General features: G+C 65.9%; 20 protein-coding genes and 1 pseudogene. 5 read left to right on the top strand and 16 right to left on the bottom strand.

Annotated features, from left to right (window positions below):
• Positions 1-49 precede the first annotated feature (49 nt).
• The 5 genes from H0X90_RS07825 to mltG all read right to left on the bottom strand — a co-directional run bounded on the left by H0X90_RS07825 (position 50) and on the right by mltG (position 4411).
• Complete coding sequence (locus H0X90_RS07825; RefSeq protein WP_006485954.1) at positions 50-760, bottom strand: ankyrin repeat domain-containing protein; 711 nt, start codon at positions 758-760, stop codon at positions 50-52.
• Positions 761-803: 43 nt separating this feature from the next.
• Complete coding sequence (locus H0X90_RS07820) at positions 804-1583, bottom strand: TatD family hydrolase (RefSeq protein WP_077190656.1); 780 nt, start codon at positions 1581-1583, stop codon at positions 804-806.
• A gap of 141 nt (positions 1584-1724) precedes the next feature.
• The gene (locus tag H0X90_RS07815) at positions 1725-2753 is read right to left on the bottom strand and encodes a DNA polymerase III subunit delta' (RefSeq protein ID WP_077190657.1); all 1029 of its coding nucleotides are present in this window, start codon (positions 2751-2753) and stop codon (positions 1725-1727) included.
• 18 nt (positions 2754-2771) lie between these two features.
• Positions 2772-3392 carry a dTMP kinase gene (gene tmk / locus H0X90_RS07810; protein ID WP_006483888.1) on the bottom strand — a complete coding sequence of 207 codons (621 nt, stop codon included), beginning with the start codon at positions 3390-3392 and terminating at the stop codon, positions 2772-2774.
• The gene (gene mltG, locus H0X90_RS07805; RefSeq protein ID WP_006496368.1) at positions 3392-4411 is read right to left on the bottom strand and encodes an endolytic transglycosylase MltG; all 1020 of its coding nucleotides are present in this window, start codon (positions 4409-4411) and stop codon (positions 3392-3394) included. The genes tmk and mltG overlap by 1 nt, the downstream gene beginning before the upstream one ends.
• 77 nt (positions 4412-4488) lie before the next feature.
• Here mltG and H0X90_RS07800 point away from each other — a divergent pair, with 77 nt between their 5' ends.
• Together H0X90_RS07800 and H0X90_RS07795 are read left to right on the top strand one after the other, a co-directional pair.
• A complete protein-coding gene (locus H0X90_RS07800; protein ID WP_034201627.1) occupies positions 4489-5523 on the top strand; it encodes a folate-binding protein YgfZ in 1035 nt (344 codons plus the stop codon).
• A gap of 76 nt (positions 5524-5599) precedes the next feature.
• Positions 5600-6445, top strand: a complete 846-nt coding sequence (locus H0X90_RS07795) for an NRDE family protein (protein WP_077190658.1) — start codon at positions 5600-5602, stop codon at positions 6443-6445.
• A gap of 16 nt (positions 6446-6461) precedes the next feature.
• Here H0X90_RS07795 and H0X90_RS07790 read toward each other — a convergent pair whose 3' ends face one another.
• The 4 genes from H0X90_RS07790 to H0X90_RS07775 form a co-directional block, all read right to left on the bottom strand.
• On the bottom strand, positions 6462-6908 hold the full coding sequence (locus H0X90_RS07790) for a GNAT family N-acetyltransferase (RefSeq protein WP_006483905.1): 447 nt from the start codon (positions 6906-6908) through the stop codon (positions 6462-6464).
• A gap of 40 nt (positions 6909-6948) precedes the next feature.
• Entirely contained in the window at positions 6949-7908 is a 960-nt protein-coding gene (locus tag H0X90_RS07785) for an alpha/beta hydrolase (RefSeq protein WP_058901537.1), read from the bottom strand.
• A 173-nt stretch (positions 7909-8081) separates the two neighbouring features.
• Positions 8082-8561: a PaaI family thioesterase gene (locus H0X90_RS07780; protein WP_006483907.1), complete on the bottom strand. Its 480-nt coding sequence runs from the start codon at positions 8559-8561 to the stop codon at positions 8082-8084.
• Positions 8558-8872 (bottom strand): Dabb family protein, encoded by a 315-nt coding sequence (locus H0X90_RS07775; RefSeq protein ID WP_006483902.1) that lies wholly within the window; start codon positions 8870-8872, stop codon positions 8558-8560. The genes H0X90_RS07780 and H0X90_RS07775 overlap by 4 nt, the downstream gene beginning before the upstream one ends.
• Between H0X90_RS07775 and H0X90_RS07770 the strand changes: the two genes are divergently transcribed.
• Both H0X90_RS07770 and H0X90_RS07765 read left to right on the top strand, forming a co-directional pair.
• Positions 8861-9253: an Arm DNA-binding domain-containing protein gene (locus tag H0X90_RS07770; protein WP_077190694.1), complete on the top strand. Its 393-nt coding sequence runs from the start codon at positions 8861-8863 to the stop codon at positions 9251-9253. The genes H0X90_RS07775 and H0X90_RS07770 overlap by 12 nt on opposite strands.
• Entirely contained in the window at positions 9250-9669 is a 420-nt protein-coding gene (locus H0X90_RS07765; protein WP_077878314.1) for a hypothetical protein, read from the top strand. The genes H0X90_RS07770 and H0X90_RS07765 overlap by 4 nt, the downstream gene beginning before the upstream one ends.
• Positions 9670-9838: 169 nt before the next feature.
• Here H0X90_RS07765 and H0X90_RS07760 read toward each other — a convergent pair whose 3' ends face one another.
• The 4 genes and pseudogenes from H0X90_RS07760 to H0X90_RS07745 all read right to left on the bottom strand — a co-directional run bounded on the left by H0X90_RS07760 (position 9839) and on the right by H0X90_RS07745 (position 12710).
• Positions 9839-10654, bottom strand: a complete 816-nt coding sequence (locus tag H0X90_RS07760; RefSeq protein ID WP_124674760.1) for a hypothetical protein — start codon at positions 10652-10654, stop codon at positions 9839-9841.
• 108 nt (positions 10655-10762) lie between these two features.
• A pseudogene (locus tag H0X90_RS07755) lies at positions 10763-11181 on the bottom strand (phage baseplate assembly protein V); the annotation flags it as partial.
• Positions 11182-11447: 266 nt separating this feature from the next.
• Entirely contained in the window at positions 11448-12182 is a 735-nt protein-coding gene (locus tag H0X90_RS07750; protein WP_049021673.1) for a hypothetical protein, read from the bottom strand.
• Positions 12183-12314: 132 nt separating this feature from the next.
• A complete protein-coding gene (locus H0X90_RS07745) occupies positions 12315-12710 on the bottom strand; it encodes a RidA family protein (protein ID WP_077190659.1) in 396 nt (131 codons plus the stop codon).
• Between the two features lie 704 nt (positions 12711-13414).
• On the opposite strand from H0X90_RS07745, the gene H0X90_RS07740 reads away from it, so the two are divergent.
• Positions 13415-15556, top strand: coding sequence for a hypothetical protein (locus H0X90_RS07740; protein ID WP_077190660.1), 2142 nt, complete (start codon positions 13415-13417; stop codon positions 15554-15556).
• 91 nt (positions 15557-15647) lie between these two features.
• Here the strand turns inward: H0X90_RS07740 and H0X90_RS07735 are convergent, their stop codons facing one another.
• The 3 genes from H0X90_RS07735 to pncA all read right to left on the bottom strand — a co-directional run bounded on the left by H0X90_RS07735 (position 15648) and on the right by pncA (position 19172).
• The gene (locus H0X90_RS07735; protein ID WP_077190661.1) at positions 15648-17048 is read right to left on the bottom strand and encodes a GGDEF domain-containing protein; all 1401 of its coding nucleotides are present in this window, start codon (positions 17046-17048) and stop codon (positions 15648-15650) included.
• 262 nt (positions 17049-17310) lie between these two features.
• Positions 17311-18489 (bottom strand): acetyl-CoA C-acyltransferase, encoded by a 1179-nt coding sequence (locus tag H0X90_RS07730; RefSeq protein WP_077190662.1) that lies wholly within the window; start codon positions 18487-18489, stop codon positions 17311-17313.
• Positions 18490-18539: 50 nt separating this feature from the next.
• The gene (gene pncA / locus H0X90_RS07725; RefSeq protein ID WP_077190663.1) at positions 18540-19172 is read right to left on the bottom strand and encodes a bifunctional nicotinamidase/pyrazinamidase; all 633 of its coding nucleotides are present in this window, start codon (positions 19170-19172) and stop codon (positions 18540-18542) included.
• Between the last annotated feature and the right edge of the window lie 6 nt (positions 19173-19178).

Below are 19178 nucleotides of genomic sequence, written 5' to 3'. Positions count from 1 at the left end.
CGCGGCCGGAAGCCGGCCGGGCGGACAGGCGGCGCCGCACCAAAAACCGTTATTTTGCACTCTTTTGTGCATCTGCCGGCGTCGACGCACCGATACGCGTCGTCCGCTTGCTCAGGATCTCGATCGCGTCCGGCGCGTTGTAGTGCTTCGCGAACTCGAGCGCGGTGATGCCGAGCTGGTTCTTCACCTGCGGATCGGCGCCCTGGTCGAGCAGCAGCGTGACCGTCGACGCATGGTTGCCGCGCGCGGCCATCATCAGCGGCGTCGTGCCGTTCGGCGATGCGGTATCGATGTACGCGTCGTGGTCGAGCAGCACCTTGACGACCGCGTCCTGGCCGTTGGTCGCCGCGTAGTGCAGCGGCGCCCAGCCCTTCTTGCTGACTTCCGCGCCCTTGTCGATCAGCAGCTTGACGAGGCCGAGGTCGCCGTTCAGCGACGCGAGCATCAGCGCGTTTTCGCCGGCCTTGTCTTCCTTTTCGAGATCGACGTTCGGCGTCGTCGCGATCGCGGCCGCGACCTTGTCGGACTTCTCGCGCGCGGCGATCACGAGGATCGGGTCGCCGTTCGGCGCGAGCGTGTTCGGATCGAGCTTGCCGCTCTTGAGCTGCTTGCCGATATCGGCGATGTCGTCGAACTTGACGGCCTTGACGATCGCGTCGAGCGACTCGGCATGCGCGCCGGCGGCGGCGAACAGCCCGCTCGCGACGAATGCGGCCGCAACGAGTGCGCGTTTGGGCAGATGGTTGGTCGGCTTCGTCATTGTTGTGGGCTCCTTCCCTGGGTTGTCGGCTGCGCGCCCGTCGTTAGCGGGCGATCTTGAACAGCCGGAAAAAGTTCTGCGTCGTCGCATCCGCGAGCGCCTCGACGGCGATCCCGCGCTCGGATGCGATAAAGCGTCCGACATGGCTGACGTACGCAGGTTCATTCGGCTTGCCGCGATACGGCACCGGCGCGAGGTACGGCGAGTCGGTCTCGATCAGCAGCCGGTCGAGCGGCACGCGCCGCGCGACGTCCTGCACGTCGGTCGCGTTCTTGAACGTGACGATGCCCGACAGCGAGATATGGAAGTTCTGCGCGAGCGCCTGCTCGGCGACTGGCCACGGCTCGGTGAAGCAGTGCATCACGCCGCCCGGCGCGTCCGCGCGCTCCTCGGCCATGATCCGCAGCGTGTCCTCCGACGACGAACGCGTATGGATGATCAGCGGCTTCATCGTCGCGGTCGCCGCGCGGATGTGCGTGCGAAAGCGGTCGCGCTGCCATTCCATGTCGGCGATCGAGCGGCCTTCGAGACGGTAATAGTCGAGGCCGGTTTCGCCGATCGCGACGACCTTCGGGTGCGCGGCCAGCTCGACGAGCTCCGCGAGCGTCGGCTCGCGCATGTCCTCGTGATCGGGATGCACGCCGACCGACGCGTACACGTTGTCGTGCGCTTCGGCGATCGCGAGCACGTCGGGCAGCGTCTCCAAATCGACCGACACGCACAGCGCGTGGGTGACGTCGTGCTCGCGCATGTTCTCGAGAACGGCCGGCAGGCGGTCGGCCAGGCCCTTGAAATTGATGTGGCAGTGAGAGTCGACGAACATCGTGTTTCCTGAATACGTGAGACGGACGCTCATGCGCCCGCCGGCATGCGGCAGCGGGCGACGTGGGCGGGCCGGCCGGCCACGGTCGCGCCGTCGCGTGATCCGTTCATCGTTTCGCAACCCATCGGAAACAATGCCGGATCAAGCAAACATTTCCCGATAGCCGAGAAACAATTCCTCGAATACGAGCCGCGCGTTGAGCGGATGGTTCTCGACGGTCCGCTGCCGCGTCACGGCTTTCATGAAGCGGGCGAATGCGTTCGCGTCGACCGCTTCCGCGCAGCGCGCCAGGGCCGCCGCGTGCATCGGGAAGTAGCGCGGCGCGCCGGCCATCCGCTGCGCGAGCACATCGTACAGCCAGCGTTGCAGCCAGCCGAGCACCAGCGGCACCGGCAGCTTCTGCAGCGTCTCGCCGCACGCGAACGGGTCGCAGGCCGCCCCGGCGGCCAGTTGCCCCAACGTGTAGTCGCGCAGCGGACGATTCTCGTCGCCCGCGAGCGCCAGCGCGGCGAGCGGCGCGCCGCCGGCTTCCGCGAGCAGCGCGCTGGCCTGGTCGACGCCCTGCGCCGCCAGCCACGCGGCGGCGGCCTCCGGTGCCGGCACGGTCATCGGCCACTGGCGGCAGCGGCTGATGATGGTCGGCAACAGGCGGTCGATGCGCGCCGACACGAGCAGGAACACGACGCCGGGCGGCGGCTCCTCCAGCGTTTTCAGCAGCGCGTTCGACGCGGCGACGTTGAGCGCTTCCGCCGGATACAGCACGACGACGCGCGCGCCGCCGCGGTGCGAGCCGACCCCGCAGAAGTCGAGCAGCGCGCGCACCTGCTCGATCTTGATTTCCTTGCTGGGCGCCCGGGTCTTCTTGCCGCCTTCGTCCGCGTCGGCCGGCTTCGCGTCGTCCGCGGCGCCCGGCGCCTCGCCCGCCAGCGCCTCGGGCAGCACGATCCGGTAGTCCGGGTGGTTGCCCTGCGAGAACCAGTTGCAGGCCGCGCAGGCGCCGCACGGCTCGCCGTTCGGCTGCGGCGATTCGCACAGGAAACCCTGCGCGAGATGCTGCGCGAACTGCAGCTTGCCGATCCCGGCCTGACCGTGCAGCAGCAGCGCATGCGGCCATTGCGCGCGCAGTTGCTGCAGGCGGTTCCAGTCGTCGGTTTGCCACGGATAGATCATGGGGTGCGTCCTTGCGGGTTACAGCGCGGCGAGCACGCGTTCGAGCTGCTGGCGAATCTCGGGAATCGATCGCGTCGCATCGACGATCGCGAAGCGGTGCGGCGCCTCTTCCGCGCGCCGCAGGTATTCGGCACGCGTACGCGAGAAGAACGCGTCGGACTCGCTTTCGAACTTGTCCGGCATGCGCGCGGCCCCGCGACGCTCGCTCGCGACCTGCGGCGCGACGTCGAACAGCACCGTGAGGTCGGGCTGGAAACCGCCCTGCACCCAGCGCTCGAGCGTCTCGAGCTTGTCGCGCGGCAGCCCGCGGCCGCCGCCCTGGTACGCGAAGGTCGCGTCGGTGAAGCGGTCGGACACGACCCAGTCGCCGCGCGCGAGCGCCGGCTCGATCACGAGCGCGAGGTGCTCGCGCCGCGCGGCGAACATCAGCAGCGCTTCCGTCTCGAGATCCATCGGCTGGTTCAGCAGGATCTCGCGCAGTTTCTCGCCGAGCTGCGTGCCGCCCGGCTCGCGGGTCACGACGACCTGCCGGCCGGCCGCAGCCAGCCGGCCCTGAAGGCGTTCGCAGAACCATGCCAGGTGGGTGGTCTTGCCCGCCCCGTCGATGCCCTCGAACGTGATGAATTTACCGCTCGCCATTATTGACCTCGTATGTATTTGTCCACGGCCTTGTTGTGGTCGCCGAGCGTGTCCGAGAACACGCTCGTGCCGTCGCCCTTCGCGACGAAATAGAGCGCGCTCGTCGGGGCCGGATTGATCGCCGCCTGCAGTGCGGCGACGCCCGGCAACGCGATCGGCGTGGGCGGCAGCCCGCGTCGGGTGTAGGTATTGTAAGGAGTGTCGGCCTGCAGGTCGCGCTTGCGCAGCCGGCCGTCGTACGCGTCGCCGAGCCCGTAGATCACGGACGGATCGGTCTGCAGCGGCATGCCGATGCGCAGCCGGTTCGCGAACACGGCCGCGACGAACGCGCGGTCGGCCGCGTGGCCGGTTTCTTTCTCGACGATCGACGCGATCGTCAGCATCTCGTAAGGCGTCTTGTACGGCAGCCCCGGCGTGCGCGCGGCCCATGCCTCGTCGATGCGCGTCTGCATCAGGCGATAGGCGCGCCGGTAGATGTTCAGGTCGCTCGTGCCCTTGTCGAACAGGTAGGTATCGGGGAAGAACAGCCCCTCGCCGCTGCCGCGCTGCACCACGCCGTCCGGCGCGCCGATCGCGCGCAGCAGCTCGGCGTCGCTCATGCCGGCCGTCGCGTGCGCCAGATCGGGATTCGCGTCGAGCTCCGCGCGCATCCGCTTGAAGGTCCAGCCCTCGATGACCGTCGCGACGTATTCGTTCACGTCGCCGCGCGCGATCTTCTGCAGCACGTCGTACGGCGTGATGCCGGTCTTGAATTCGTAATTGCCCGATTTGAGCCGGCTCGACAGCCCGAGCACGCGCGTCATCGCGACGAACGCGAACGGCTCGACCGGCACGCCGCCGCGCTTGAGCTGCAGCGCGACGCTCTTCACGCTGCTGCGCGGCTTGATCGTGACGTCGAGCGATGCCGAGCCCAGCAACAGCGGCCGGGTCGCCCAGTAATACCCGCCGCCCGCGCCGGCAGCGGCCACAACGACGGCCAGCGCCACGATCGTCGCGGCGCATTTCTTCAGTAGGGACATGGAAACGTGACTCAGGTAAGACCCATATAATACTTGCTCGCCTTCGTCAAAGTCAGGGTTGACTGTTCCCTCATTCCATGAGCACACCGTTCGCTTCACCGGCTGCCCAGGCCGCATCTGCCTCGCTCCCCGTTTTCCCCCGCCCGTCCGCCGCCGATTTCGATGCGCCGGGCGCCTGCATGCCGCTGCCGCAGTTCGGCGTGATCGACGTGGCCGGCGACGACGCCGCGACGTTCCTGCACAGCCAGCTCACCAACGACATCGAACATCTCGATGCCGGCAGCGCGCGGCTGTCCGGGTACTGCTCGCCGAAGGGCCGCCTGCTCGCGTCGTTCCTCACGTGGCGCGCCGGCCACGGTGTGCGCCTGCTCGTGTCGAAGGACGTGCAGCCTGCCGTGCAGAAGCGGCTGTCGATGTTCGTGCTGCGCGCGAAGGCGAAGCTGACGGATGCGAGCGACACGCTCGCGGTGGCCGGTTTCGCTGGCGACGTGCGCGACGCGCTGTCGGGCATCTTCGATGCGCTGCCCGATGGCGTGCACGTGAAGGTCGACGGCCCGGCCGGCACGCTGATCCGCGTGCCGGATGCGGCCGGCCGCAAGCGCTATCTGTGGATCGGCCCGCGCGCCGAGGTCGACGCGCGCCTCGCCGCGCTCGCCGGCACGCTGCCGGTCGTGTCGCCCGCCGTGTGGGACTGGCTCGACGTGCGCGCGGGCGAGCCGCGCATCACGCAGCCGGCCGTCGAACAGTTCGTACCGCAAATGGTCAACTTCGACGTGATCGGCGCCGTTAACTTCAGGAAAGGGTGCTACCCGGGCCAGGAAGTGGTGGCGCGCAGCCAGTACCGCGGCACGATCAAGCGCCGCACCGCGCTCGCGCACGTCGCCGGCGAGACCGATACCGTGCATGCCGGCGTCGAGCTGTTCCACAGCGACGACCCGGGCCAGCCGTGCGGGATGATCGTCAACGCGGCGGCCGCGCCGGCGGGCGGCGTCGACGCGCTGGTCGAGATCAAGCTCGCCGCGCTCGACAGCGGCACGGTGCACCTCGGTTCGGCCGACGGCCCGGCGCTCGCGTTCGACGCGCTGCCGTACGCGTGGCCGACCGAAGCGTGATGCACTGACAACCCGTTCGCGCGCCGGCTCGCGAGTCGCAGCCGGCGCCCGATGTTTCCTGCGAGAGATTCGCCCGATGTGTCTGATTGCCTTCGACTGGCAGCCCGATGCCGCCGCCGGTCCCGTCTTTACCCTCGCCGCCAATCGCGACGAGTTCTTCCGCCGGACCAGCGCGCCGCTCTCGTGGTGGGAGGACGTGCCGGGCGTACTGGCCGGCCGCGATCTCGAAGCCGGCGGCACGTGGCTCGGCGTATCGCGCGACGGCCGCTTCGCCGCGCTGACCAACTACCGCGCGCCGTTCGACATCCGCGCGGGCGCGCCGACCCGCGGCAAGCTGGTATCCGACTTTCTCGGCGGACCATCGGTCGCACCGCTCGACTATCTCGCGCAGCTGGCCGAGCATGCAGCCGTGTACAACGGCTTCAACCTGCTCGTCGGCGACTGGCGCCGGCGCGAACTCGCGTGGTTCTGCAACCGCGCGCCCGAGGGCGAAAGCCGTGTCGCCGCACCCGTCGCGATCGCGCCGGGCGTGCATGCGCTGTCGAATGCGCGGCTCGACACGGCCTGGCCCAAAGTGGTGCGCAAGCGCGCGGAGCTCGGCACGCTGCTCACCGACAATCCGACCCCGTCGCTCGACGAACTGATCGCGCTGATGCGCGACCCGCACGTCGCGGACGACGACGCGCTGCCGCACACGGGCATTCCGATCGAGCGCGAGCGCGCGCTGTCGGCCGCCTTCATCGAGACGCCCGAATACGGCACACGCGGCACCACCGCGCTGCGCGTGACGATGAAGGAAGGCGTGCGGCTGACGGTGGAGGTCAAGGAGCGCAGCGACGACGACGGCTCGCACCGCACCGTCCGGCCGGGCGCGTTCGAGCGCGCGTTCACATTCGATATCGACGCGACGCGGCCGCGCTGAACGCACGCGTTGCGCGCTACGGCGCGCGCGCCATCTCGACGTGCGGCACGCCGGCTTCGACGAACGGTTCGCCGACCGCCGCGAAGCCGTGCCGCAGATAGAACGACACCGCCGAATCCTGCGCGTACAGCCGCACGACGGCTTGGCCGCGGCGCCGCGCGGCATCCAGCAGCGCATTCAGCACGGCGGACCCGACGCCCTGCCCGCGCATGTCGGCCAGTACCGCGACGCGGCCGATCGTGCCGGACGGCAGCAACCGCCCCGTCGCGACCGCGCGGCGCAACCCGGTCGCCGCGTCGGTCCGGTACGCGACCGCATGCAGCGACAGCGGATCGTCGTCGTCGAGCGCCCATTCCGGCGGAATCTGCTGCTCGCGCACGAATACCGCGTCGCGGATCCTGGCTGCGTCGCCGCCCAGTACCGTCCAGTCGCCCGTTTCCACTCCGCCCACGCCGTTCGTCATCGCAGTCCTCCCACGGCATGCGGCCTTCGGCCGCCCGCCGTCAAACCTCGTCGAATGCAGCCTTCAGCGCCGCGACCGCATCGGCATGCGCGGCCCGCACCTCCGGCACGTAGCCGCCCATCTTGAAGAATTCGTGGATCATCCCCGGATAGCGGACCAGCGTGACCGCGTTGCCGGCCGCACGCAACTTGTCCGCGTACGCGGCGCCCTCGTCGCTCAGCGGATCGTATTCGGCCGTCGCGATCCACGCCGGCGCAACGCCCGCGAACGACGGTGCATCGCGCGTGCCGTCGAGCGGCGCGAACCGCCAGTCGTCGCGATCCGCCCGATCGCGCACGTATTGCGCGAAGAACCACTGGATCGTGTCCTGCGTCAGCAGGTAGCCGTTGGCGAGCCGCGCGTGCGATTCGGTGTCCTGGTAGCCCGTCACGCCCGGATAGATCAGCATCTGCAGCGCAAGGCGAATGCCCGCGTCGCGCGCGAGCACCGCGCAGACCGTCGCGAGCGTCCCGCCCGCACTGTCGCCGCCGACCGCCAGCCGCGCGGCGTCGATGCCGAATGCGGCGGCCTCGCGATGCAGCCATTGCAACGCGTCGTCCGCATCGTTCACCGCGGTCGGAAATTGGTGTTCGGGCGCGAGCCGGTAACCGACCGACAGCACCGCGCATTGCGCATCGTGCGCGAACATCCGGCACAGCGCATCGTGCGTGTCGACGCTGCCGACCGTGAAGCCGCCGCCGTGGTAGTACACGAGCGCGGGCAGCGGTTCCGCCAGGCTCGGCGCGACCGGTAAATACAGCCGCGCACCGATCGTGCGGCCGTCGCGCGTCGGCACGACGCACGCCTCCACCGAATGCATCGGCGCCGGCGCGACGTCGAGGATCGGCGCGCTCTTCTCGTACGCGGCGCGCGCCTGCTGCGGCGTCTGATGGTGATACGACGGACGTTTCGCGCGCTCGATCATGTCGAGCACCTGGGCGATCTTCGGATTCAGCGGCATCGGTATGGACGGCGCCGGCGTGGCGCCGTGAACGGACAAAGCGGACAAGCGTGACATGATGCCACGCGGCGGCCGGACCGGCGTACGCGCCGCGCCGTGTGCCGCCATCCCGTGCTGCCAAACAAAACGGCCCTGCCTCATCGAAAAGGCAGGGCCGTGCATGGCCGGTGCGTTTACGCGTCGCTCGGGCCCGGCTGGGCGTCCGGCGCGGTGCGCGAACGTTGCCGCTTGATGTCGCGGCCGACCGCGAGCCGCCGCATGTACTTGAACGTGCCGAGCGCCTTCGCAACGAAATTGCCGTCGCTGTCGCGCACTTCGCCTTCGCAGTAGGCCATCGTCGTCGAGCGGTGCATCACGCGCCCGTAAGCGCGCAGTTCGCCGCGCCCCGGCTGCATGAAATTCACCTTCATCTCGACCGTGACGACGCCGACGCCGTCGTCGGTCAGGCTGCGCGCCGCCATCGCGAGCGCGATATCGGCGAGCGTCATCGTCACGCCGCCGTGCGCGATGCTCCACGTGTTCATGTGCCGCTCCTCGAGCGGCAGCACGATCTCGCTCGCGCCATCCTTCGCGGACACCAGTTGCACGCCGAGCAGATCGACGAACGGGCTTTCGATCGACGGGCCTTCCGTCGGGGTTGCCGCGTCGCTCATCGTGCGTTGTCGACGATGTAGTCGACACATTCGCGCGATTCGGCCACCGCGACGACGAATTTCTTCACTTCCTGGTGAACCGGATGCACCTGGTACGCGTCGAGCGCGGCCTTGTCGGCGAAATCGGAGACGAGCACGATGTCGGCGGTCGCATCGAGGCCGGGCGTCGCCACGCCGACGTCGATCTGCAGGGTGCCCGGCACGAGGTCGCGGCAGCCTTCGAGCTTTTCCTTCAGCTTCAGCGCGTTCTGCGCACGCGTCGCGCCTTCGGCCGATTCCTTCAACTTCCACATCACGATATGTCTGATCACTTCGGTTGCTCCTGTTCGTGCTCGTTCGAAAATTTGCCGCAAACCCTTGCCAGTCGGCCGCTTTATGCCTTTCCACTGTTCGCTTACGTTCGCCGGAAATCGTGTCCAGCTGACAAAAAAAGGGGGTATAAGGGGGTACCATTTCGACCGTCCCGAGACGATACCCCCTTTTTCACCGCGCCACTTACCGACATCAAGATCCGACAAGCGAAGGCAGGCGACAAGCCTACCAAACTTACCGATGGCAATGGACTGTATCTGTTAGTAAAACCATCCGGCTCCAAACTCTGGCGATACAAGTACCGAATTGCCGGAAAGGAGAATCTCTTCGCGATCGGCGAATATCCGACGATCAGCCTTCAAGACGCACGCAGCGCGTGACGACGCCCGTGAACTCGTCAAGAAGGGACTGGCATCCGTCACATGCGCGGCAGGAAGTGCTGTCGGCGCGTATCAACGAAGGCAAAGCAACTTTTCGCGCAGTCAGCGACGAGTGGCTGGGGAAGAAGCGGAAGACTTGGACCGAGCGGCACTTTGGCGAGATTCTGCGCATGCTCGAAGCCGATGCGTACCCGTACATCGGGAGCCGCCCCATGCGGTCAGTTACCGCTCATGACGTGCTTGCTTTGATGCGGCGGGTTGAAGAGCGCGGCTCCCCTTCCGTAGCGATCAAACTGCGCCAGTACGTGTCCAACGTGTTCCAGTATGCGGTGATCACGCTGCGAGCCGATACAGATCCCGCATCGGTGCTGCGTGGCTCGGTCCTGAACCTCCGACGGAGAATGCTCGGGCGTTGAGCCGTGAAGAACTGAAGAGGCTTTTTCGCCAGCTTCCTACCTACAAGAGCAGACGAACCGCGATTGCGATTCGATTCCCCGCCTTGCTGTGCGTCTTTCGCCATATCGCTCTCTAGAAATGAAAAGCCCCGCTCGTGGCGGGGCAAAGTTATTGACCAAGCAGGCCGGCTCAACGGGGTAGAGCCTGATCGAAATTCGGTCGCTCGACTGTCCTGATTTCTGCGCCATCAAGAGGCATTTGTACGGTATTACGTTCGTAGTAGAGCGCAACGTGTGTCGCTGACTGTGCAACGATGTAACCACGCACAACTTCCTTTCCGCTTTTGATTACTATCTGACATCGCGCTTCAGACACCCAGCATCCACGGTCAAAATCTCGCATCTGATCCGTGGCGACGCCGTTTCCCGCGGATTCGCCGATTACGGAAGGAATTGCCATCACTGTAGGAACGGACATTCCGAGAATCGAGCCAATCCCGACAGTCGTCCATATCCAAAACACGATAGTGAAGAATCGAACTACGATCGGCCAGAGCTTTATAGACCTTGTCGTTCCGTCTGCCCGCCTACTTGCGCGCTCGACCGCCCAAAGCAATCCTTTTTCAATCAAGACCCAAACGGCAACACCGAACAGAATCATTGCCACGAATTTCAGGATTGGAACCGTATTCTCGGTGAGCCAGGCCTGTACATTTGCGACCGTGTTTAGAGCGCCGTATAGCGACAGTACAAGATGCCGCGCCTTATCGATTGGGAACGCAGTAGGCTCAATCGAAAATTTCGCTAGATACGCGTTGTAATATGCATCGCCCAAGGAATACGCCACACCTAGCGACACCAAACCGACTATCGATACGATCACCGGCCACGGCCAATCGAGCATGGACTTCGGCTCGGGCAGCTTTCCGAGATCACTCTCGCGTCGTTCCACGGAGTGCTTCCCGTCCGTTTTCTCTGATTTTTGGTCCGACTCAACCGTGCTCATGCAAGCGCCCCGTTTCGCGAATATTGTTTCCAGCACAGCAAAATGCTGCGAAGAAAAGCTACATCACTTCGCGGCACGCGAGCACCTGACAAATCTGTCAGCTTGATCCTAGATTGGCTTACTTACCAACTCTCCATCACCCTGCTCCCGATGACGGTGCTGGCTGATTTACCGGTCGTAATAACATCGTCGGCGAATTCCGCACCGCCCACTACCTTCATCGCGACACCGTCACCGTCGCCCGGCTTGCCCTACATGCCTCCGTTGAACGTCAGCAGTTGTTCGGTCGTCGTGTTCCCTGTGAACGTTGAGTCAGGAACATCCGCCAGCAGCTTCGCGCTGCGTAGTGTTGCGCCGTCCGCCTTCAGCTCGAACTCCGTGCCACCGATGCGGAACACGATTCGACCACCGGCCGGCACCGGCAGCACGTATTCATGGCTCGCATGGTTGTACTGCTCGAATGCGCCGTCCGGGAAGTCGGTCGCGGTCTCGTCAGGACTCGACCGCCCGGATCCGCCGTCACGTTTCTTTTCCGAAACACATGTAGACAGAAATCGTCTCGCAGTTCAAAACGGGTTTCGATTGCCTGCTCGAGCGCCGAGCGGCGGATGGGGATTTGCCCCTGAAACCGGCGTCCTTGGTACAACGGCGGGGAGAGTCTGGACCGTGCCCCGCCGACCCCGAGTACGCTCCCGCGCAGGTCGACCCGGTTCACGTTTCGGTGCCCCAATGCAAAAGCCCCGAGCGCTCTCGCACCCAGGGCTTTGACAGCGTCACATCCGATCACGCCGGACTAGTCCCAAAACAGGTTCTCGAATGGCGTAAACCACCCGTACGTATCTGCGCCGACCACGACTTTCCCGCCGTACACACCGTAGCAGACGTCCTTGCCACCCACTTTCCCCACCACGGGCGCGCCACTGTCACCTGGTTGGGTCCGAGCCTCTCCGTCCAGGTTGAGCAGGACGACATTCTTGACTTGATCGTTGGTGTCCGGCACCGTGATATCGACATCTGTCCCGGCAACCGAGCAATTCACGAGACCAGAGAACGCACCCTGCAACCACAAACGCTGGTCCTTCGTGGGACGCACGTCTGAACCGAACGCCACCTGTTTTATACCGCTGTCCGTCCATATCTCGTTGGGCGTTGCGTCGACTCCCGACGATACCTTCACGATGGCGATATCCTGGTTGTCCTCCAGGAAGTTTTCAAGCAGGTCACCCACCGGGTTTGCGTCATCGGGCTGCCCCACCCTCGCATCTCCCTTTCCGAACACATGGCCCGCCGTCACAAAGCACATGTTGCCGTTGTATTTCACGACCAAACCTAAAGTGCCAATCTTGCTGCGGGTCACAATTTTGATCCCGCCGACCAAAGGACGAACTTTGAGATTGTTTGCAGGCATCACGGGCTCCACCAACGAGTGAAAAAAGCGATCGATAATTGCCGGATGACTATCAAGAACGTTGAAACGCGACGCTCGTGAACCCTGAAACAGGAGCCTGGGGCGCCAAAGGCGGATCATGGGCAACAACCGCAGGTGGCTCGCTCGAGACCAGGCTGATGCAACCTGGTTTCACAACGCAACTGGTGGCCGATAAAGAAAAAGGCACGTAGCGAGCGTGCCCGCGATGCAATGGCTGCGACTGCCGAACGATCAATCGATGACCGCGATCGCATCCACTTCGATCAGATAACCGGGCGACAGCGCGGCCACGCCGAGCACCACGTCCGCGGGCTTGTGATCGCCGAACAGCGCCACCCGGGCGCTTTCGATGATCGGCAAGCATGCATCGCGCTCGTAGTTCACGACGTAGATGGTGATCCTCGCGACCTGCTCGGGCCGCGCACCGGCAGCGGCAAGGGCGCGACCGAGATTGCCGAATACCTGACGCGCCTGGGCCGCGAGATCACCGTGGCCCACCAGCTTGCCGTCGATGTCCTCGGGCTCCTGGCCCGAGATGAATACCATCTTGCTTCTCGTCGCAACGACGACCTGCGTGTACGTTTGCGGTGTGGGCAGATCCTTGGGATTGATGCATTCGAGCGTCATTGACGAGTCTCCTGCGATGATCAGATGCCAGCATCCCGACAGGGTTGTCGGAATCATCCGATGCTAGCAGACGTCGCAGTTCTTTCCGCTTTCGTCAGCGATCCGTCGTCGTGGAAAGCATGCGCAGGAACGCGGCTTGCTCGGCTTCGTGCGCGCCGTTTCAGCATGTCGGCATGTCACGGCATTCACCGACACCACGCGGCGATTCGTTCGCTGTCCGGCAACAATCGCCGGTGTGGCACGCCATTGCCGATTGTTTCGCCCTCGAATAGCTGCAGCACATTAATCGGCATCCGTTAAATCGCACATTTTACCGGGGTGGCGGGTAATAATTGCGACCACTTTTCAATTCAATATTCAAAAACCAAAACATTATTGACTTCGGCTTTCCCGCAAATTTAGAATCGCCTACGACGGCTTACGCATCATTTTCTGCGCCGCCCCGGATTCGCCACCACCCGCGCGAAGGCCCGTCGCATAGCCTTTTCCCGCGGGACATCGACGCGCACCCCTGTGGTTTTCAGCTTTCGGCATTATCGGCCACTCGGTTATTTGCCAACCCATTTTCCTTTCGACGAATCGCAACGCCTCGATTAATTCCCGCCATTCGCCAGAATGAATACAAGACGGGATCAAACGGACCCAAGATCCGCCGATTAGAACATCCGGATAAAAAATCGCCAGTCATCAGGAGGGACATCAACATGCATCGCCTTGCGAAGTCGCTGTGTCTCGGGCTCGTCTGTGCCGGCCTGCTGTCGGCCTGCAACGACGACGACGTCCAGTCGAACACCCCGCCATCGAACACCGCCGCGTTGTCGTTCCGCATGGATACCGGCGGCCAGATCAACGCGTTCTACCGGCAGGACAAGGTCGCCGCGCACCTGCTGGTGCGCTCGTCGACGAAGCCGCGCCTGCTGGTGGTCTTCCCCGCCGGCAACAGCGGCACCGGACTATGGTTCGACGACACCGCGCAGCCGGTAAACTGGAGCCTCGACACGCCGCCGTCCGCGCTGTCGGCCCCGGACACGCATGGCCGCCCGCTGTACGGCATCGGCGCCGACGTGTCGGTCGACACCACGTCGCTGACGATCCGCCAGGGCGTGCTCAGCAACGTGCGCTTCCTGCGCGACTTCAACGGCGGCGCCACGATTCCGCCGCAGATCCTCACCGCGCCGACGGTCCAGGGCAGCACCGCGCAATGGCAACGCGACCGCATCGACGGCGCACCGGGCTATGCGCTGCGCATCACGCTGCACGACGGCGGCAGCATCGCGCCGGCTGCGGGTGGCAAGCTGGTGCTGAACGCGCCGGCGGGCGCACGCACGCTGAAGCTGCACATCGATGCGCTGTCGGGCGAGACGCCGCTGTCGCCGATCACGCACGCCGACCTGTTCGCGCCGTCCGTGAATCCCGACCCGGTCAGCCAGAACGTGCTCGAATTCCTGAGCTTCAACGACAAGCTGCTGGCCGGTTCGTGGCAATACGACACATACTTCGGCCGCGACACGCTGATTTCGGTCCGCATGCTGATGCCCGTGCTCGAACCCGCGGCGATCGAGGCCGGCCTGTCGTCGGTGCTCAGCCGCCTGTCGGCGGACGGCAAGGTCGCGCACGAGGAAGGCATCGGCGAATTCGCGCTGATCGACAACCAGAAGAACGGGCGGCCTAACGATGCGACGCCGACCTACGACTACAAGATGATCGACAGCGACTACCTGCTCGCGCCGATCGCGGCCGCGTGGCTGATCGACGATACGCGCGGCCAGGCCCGCGCTGCCGCGTATCTGGCGCAGCGCGGCAGCGATGGGCAGACCAACGGCAGCCGCCTCGTCGTCAATCTGCTGCACGTCGCGACGACCGCGCAGCCGTTCGCGCAGCAGCCGTCGGTCGCGAACCTGATCCACCTGCGGCCCGGCGAAATCGTCGGCAACTGGCGCGACAGCACCGATGGCCTCGGCGGCGGCGTCTACCCGTACGACGTGAACGCGGTGCTCGTGCCGGCCGCGCTGCGCGCGGCGAACGCGTTCCTCGCCCGCGGCCTGCTCGATCCGTACCTCGATGCCGGGCAGCGTGCGACGCTCGCCAACACGGCGAATCAGGCGGCCACCTGGGAAACGCAGGCGCCGCCGCTGTTCCAGGTCAGCGTGCCGGCCGCACAGGCGGCCACCGACGTGTCGGCCTATGCACCGTCTGCCGGCGTGCCGGCCGGCGCCGCGCCCAACGCCCCGCTGGCCTTCTACGCGCTGTCGCTCGATCAGCAGGGCAACCCGATTCCGGTGATGAATTCGGACGGCGGCTTCGCGCTGCTGTTCGGCACGCCGCCGGACGATCAGCTCCAGCGGATCGTCAGCGACGTCACGCGGCCGTTCCCGACCGGGCTCGTGACCGATGCCGGGATGCTGATCGCGAACCCCGCGTATGCAAGCCAGACGCTGTGGCCGAAGTTCACGAGCTCCGCGTATCACGGCACGGTGATCTGGTCGTGGCAGCAGGCGATGTGGGTGGCCGGGCTCGATCGCCAGCTCGCGCGTCAGGACCTTTCGGCCACGACCCGCACGCTGCTCACGCAAGCGCGGCAGACGATCTGGCAGGTGATCTCGAACGGGCGCGACATGCGCACGTCGGAAATGTGGACGTGGTCGTACGTGAACGGCAAGTACCAGACCGACGCATTCGGCACGCGCAGCGCCGATGCGACCGAAGCCAACGCGGCGCAGCTCTGGAGTACGACGTATCTCGCGATCCGTGATCCGCAGCAGCGCGCGGGCAAGTACTGGTGGCAGGCGTCGCAGCCGACGCAGGACGCACAGCCGAAACAGGCGACGGCGGTGGCGGCGCGCTAGCGCGTCGCCGCGCGCATACCGACGGGCAACGGCATCGGCATGCAAAAAACCCGGCGGCACGCCCGCCGCCGGGACGTCGAAGGAATCCGGATCACCGCGACACCACGCGATTCCGCCCTTCCCGCTTCGCCTGGTACAGCCGCTCGTCGACCACCCGCAGCAGCGTATCGACCGTGCTGCCGTCGACCCCGTACTGCGCGACGCCGACGCTGACCGTCACCTGCACGCGCTTGAAGTCGAGCCCGAACGGCGAACTCGAGATCGACGAACGTACGCGCTCGGCCGTCATCCGCGCACCTTCGAGCGGCATCTCGGGCAACAGCGCCATGAATTCCTCGCCGCCGACCCGCGCGAGCGCGCCCGCCGGACGAATCGCCTCGAGGCACTGGCGCACGACGCCGCGCAGCACCTCGTCGCCGATCTGGTGCCCGTACGCATCGTTGATGTTCTTGAAATTGTCGAGATCGAGCGCGAGCAGGCAGAACGGCGTGCCGTCGCGCTCGGCCCGCACGATCTCGCGCTCGACTTGCGCGATGAACTGCCGGCGGTTCGACGCGCCCGTCATCGGATCGGTCGCGGCCATGTATTCGAGCTTCTGGTTCGTGCGCCGCAGTTCCTGCAGCGCGCTTTCGGTGCGCGCCATCGATTCCGACAGCCGGCTCATCAGGTCTTCCTGGCTGTAGATCGCCGAGAACGAGCGCGTCGTCTGCAGCGCCTGCACGACGCCGTAACTGAGCAGGAAGAATCCGCCCGCGAAGATCGCATGCGCGAGCCACCACATGTGATTCCATGGCTTGCCGAGGATGAACGCGAGCGACGACAGCGCGAACGCCATGATCGACACGCCGTAGATCACCATCAGCGGCGAGCGGATCCGCCGCGCGAGCAGCAGGCACACGTTCAGCAGCGAAAACACCAGCGCGCCGCCTTCCATCGACAGCCGCGTGCCCGGCGCGCCGGCGACCGGCGAATAGGCGATGTACGCGACCGCCACGTTGACGATCAGGAAGAACACGATCCACGGCAGCCAGGTGCGCACGCTCGTGCGCTTGTCGAGCCGGTCGGGCGGACGCGAATACGACAGCAGGCCCGCGAGCAGCAGCGCCGACATCACGAACCGCGACGCGGGCCCGTACAGCAGGAACAGCCAGATATTGTGGTGCGCCATCCCGGTGAACGCCCCGTGCAGCGCATAGATCATCGCGAAGCCGAGGAAGCCGAGCGTCAGCCAGCGCAGCAGCGGCTCGCCGGACGACCGGTAGCACACCCACGTCACGTAGGTGACGAACGCGCCTTCGACCGTCGCCGCCGCGATCGCGATTTCATGGAAAGCGTGGCTCTCGAACACGACGCCCGGGTCGCTGAAGAACCACAGATAGGCAATCAGATAGGCGGGCAGCAACGCGAATCCGACCAGCAGGCATTTCGCGTAGAGCCTCGCGGCCGCGCTGACGACGCGCGGCGGTTCCCCGGCTGCATAGGTCGTACTCATTCGGTCCCCGGTCGGTCTGCTGCGTTGGTTCGATTCTTCGCGGCACGGATCGCACGACGCACGATCTGGCCCATCGTGCCGAAAGGCAAATGTCAGAGCAAGTATAGGTGGGGCAATTCGTTTGACAAGTCAGGGGAAACGGCATTGCCGGGTGCATGCCTTTTACTTCCCGATCGTTGCGAATGGCGCGTGCGCCGCGCCGATTCACCACGGCGGCGGGCGGTGACGCGAAAGCGCAACCGCGGCCGCCGCCGGTCAAAGATCAGAGGATTTCGAACAGGCCGGCCGCGCCCTGCCCGCCGCCGATGCACATCGTGACGACCACGTACTTGACGCCGCGCCGCTTGCCTTCGATCAGCGCATGGCCCGTCAGGCGTGCGCCCGACACGCCGTACGGGTGGCCGACCGCGATCGCGCCGCCGTTCACGTTCAGGCGATCCTCAGGGATCCCGAGCGTGTCGCGGCAATACAGCACCTGCACCGCGAACGCCTCGTTCAGCTCCCACAGGCCGATGTCGTCGACCTTCAGCCCCGCCTGCTTCAGGAGCTTGGGCACCGCGAACACCGGGCCGATGCCCATTTCGTCCGGTTCGCAGCCGGCCACCGCGAAGCCGCGGAACGCACCCAGCGGCTGCAGCCCTTCGCGCTGCGCGGCCTCGGCGCTCATCACGACGCACGCCGACGCGCCGTCCGAGAACTGGCTCGCGTTGCCCGCGGTGATCACGCCGCCTGGCACCGCCGAACGGATCTTCGACACGCCTTCGAGCGTCGTGTCGGGCCGGATGCCTTCGTCGGCCGACACCGTCACTTCGTGCGTGAACAGGCGGCCCGTCGCCTTGTCGGCGATGCCCGCGAGCACGGTGATCGGTACGATCTCGTCGCGGAACAGCCCGGCTTCCTGCGCGGCCGCCGCGCGCAGTTGCGACTGCACGCCGTACGCGTCCTGCCGCTCCTTCGAGATACCGTAGCGCTTCGCGACGTTCTCGGCGGTCTGCAGCATGTTCCAGTAGATCTCGGGCTTGTGCTGGACGAGCCAGCCTTCCTGGATCATGTGCCGGTTCATCTCGTTCTGCACGCACGAGATCGACTCGACGCCACCGGCCACATAGATCTCGCCTTCGCCCGCGATGATCTGCTGCGCGGCCAGCGCGATGGTCTGCAGCCCTGACGAACAGAAGCGGTTCACCGTCATCCCCGGCACGCTCACCGGCAAGCCGGCGCGCAACGCGATCTGCCGCGCGATGTTCGCGCCCGTCGCGCCTTCGGGGTTCGCGCAGCCCATGATCACGTCCTCGACGCGGGCGGGGTCGAGCTTCGCGCGCTCGAGCGCGGCCGCGACCACGTGGCCGCCGAGCGTCGCGCCGTGCGTCATGTTGAATGCACCGCGCCAGGATTTCGCCAGCGGCGTGCGTGCGGTCGATACGATTACGGCTTCGGTCATGCGAGTCTCCTTCGGTCCTGCTTCATGTCCTGAATCGGATGGGAAATGCGCTACGCCACCGGGCGCGCGCCCGCGGACGTCGCATGCGCGACACCCGCTGCCTGCATCTGCTGCCATGCGTGCGCGAGCGACCCGTTCAGGTCGATCGCACGGCACGCATCGTTGATCACCGCGGCTTCGAAGCCTGCCGCGCGCGCATCGAGCGCCGACCACGCGACGCAATAGTCGGTCGCGAGCCCGCAGCACCACACGCGTTTCGCGCCGAGTTCGCGCAGATAGCCCGCGAGCCCGGTGCGCGTCGTGCGGTCGGCTTCGACGAACGCGGAATAGCTGTCGACCTGCGCGTCGCCGCCCTTGCGGATCACGAGCCGCGCGTGCGGAATGTCGAGGTCGCGATGCAGCGCCGCGCCGTCGGTGTCCTGCACGCAGTGCACGGGCCACAGCACCTGCTCGCCGTACGGCAGCGCGAGCGTCGAGAACGGCTCGCGGCCCGGATGGTTCGCCGCGAACGACACGTGTTCGCGCGGATGCCAGTCCTGCGTGAGCACGACCTGGTCGAAGCGTTGCGCCAGTGCGTTGATCACCGGCACGACCGCATCGCCGTCGGGCACCGCGAGCGCGCCGCCCGGCATGAAGTCGTATTGCACGTCGATCACGAGCAGGACGTCGTCGGTGCGTTTCATTGCATG

The sequence above is a fragment of the Burkholderia sp. 9775_39 genome (assembly GCF_015712225.1).
GTDB lineage: Bacteria > Pseudomonadota > Gammaproteobacteria > Burkholderiales > Burkholderiaceae > Burkholderia > Burkholderia cenocepacia.
This window is presented reverse-complemented; position numbering and strand designations above follow the sequence as displayed.